This is a genomic window from Providencia sp. PROV150 (assembly GCF_028481025.1).
Lineage (GTDB): Bacteria > Pseudomonadota > Gammaproteobacteria > Enterobacterales > Enterobacteriaceae > Providencia > Providencia hangzhouensis.
Genome location: NZ_JAMPPJ010000043.1, coordinates 1 through 1,293, shown reverse-complemented (window position 1 = coordinate 1,293; position 1,293 = coordinate 1). Strand labels below are relative to the sequence as shown.

Genomic DNA, 1,293 nt, shown 5'->3' with positions numbered 1-1,293 from the left:
GACCGAATGTTCCTACATTATCTCATGGCGTTGGTTTAAATACGCAAGCTACACAAACGGCAAACAGCAACATAGTCAAAGGTGTCGAAAATACCTTAGGTAATATTCGCGATGGCCTAGCGGAAACGTTTGATTGCTCTTTTGGTATGAGCTGCTCAAATGATATAGATAAAGCAGCAAAAAATTCAAATGTTGGGAAACCTCATACTGGTGGCGACCAAATACCCGAACAAGGAAAAATTGATACGGGTGGAAACCAGATACCTGAGCAAGGGCGGACGGATACTGGCGGAGATCAAATACCTGAACATATAGATAATACGCATATAACCCCACTGCCTAATCAGATTACAGTAGAAGATATTGCCTATTTATCTGAAAACAAAAATAATATTAAAAATAAATGGCATCAGGGTAGTTTTAACTCTCCTGACGAATCATTACAGAAGCATTATGAAAAACATGGAAAAGAAGTTGGAGCGGGTAGTGTTGAGCAGTACAGAAACAAAGCTGAAGAATTTGTCAAAAACTTAAAAGGTGCTAGAACAGTGAAAGTAAGAGGTGCGACTAATAATGTGACTCGTTATTATAAAAACGGGAAATATTTAGATAGAACATCCGAAGGAAAAATAATATCTTTTGGAAAACAATAATATAGAGGGATATGTTATGTGGCATGATTTAAATATTACAAAAGTGAGCTGTATAGAGAAAACAGTTGCTGAATTCACAGTTACTATGATCCCTATTTTGCCTTATGCCAAAATGAAGATAAAAATTTATGAAGATCAGTCGGGTTTTTTTACAGGTATGACGGATTTAGCAATAAAAAGAAAATTTGATGGTTGCCCCGAGTGCGCCATTGGACGTGGAAGTACCATTGAAAAAGCGTTAGAAGATACTATCCTCTATTTTAAAGAAATGTTGAGTCAAGATGGTTTTACTGAATTAACCGAAGATGATATTAGCTATGCAGAGTGGTCTGATTTTTAAAAGTTAAAAGATCCCAGTTCGGTACTGGGATCTCTGCTAACAATTTTACTCATCCTCAGCTAACTGGATGATTAGCTGTCCGGTTTGGCTCGTGAGGGGTAGTGGCTACCTTAGGCAATATTCGGTATGGCTGCTGAGATTTACGAAGGTAGCATTACTGATTTACCAAACGCAAAAGCGAATTGAAGCCAATGTGGAAACTCATTGGCTTTTTTTGTTTTTGTGAATATAAACAATCAGCCACATGTTTCTGTTCTATTATTGATTAAAATAGATATTAATCATTTTATAAGTAATACA

The 1,293-nt window shown here is 36.4% G+C and carries 1 protein-coding gene and 1 pseudogene; both read left to right on the top strand.

The annotated features are described in order from the left end of the window. A pseudogene (locus PSE83_RS20300) lies at nt 1–653 on the top strand (hypothetical protein); the annotation flags it as partial. A gap of 16 nt (nt 654–669) precedes the next feature. Beyond that, nucleotides 670–993 (top strand): hypothetical protein, encoded by a 324-nt coding sequence (locus PSE83_RS20295; protein ID WP_036959259.1) that lies wholly within the window; start codon nt 670–672, stop codon nt 991–993. Nucleotides 994–1,293 lie beyond the last annotated feature (300 nt).

What these genes read in the sequence shown, in the direction of transcription:
- PSE83_RS20295 (WP_036959259.1), top strand. Translation starts at nt 670, where the DNA reads ATGTGGCATGATTTAAATATTACAAAAGTGAGCTGTATAGAGAAAACA.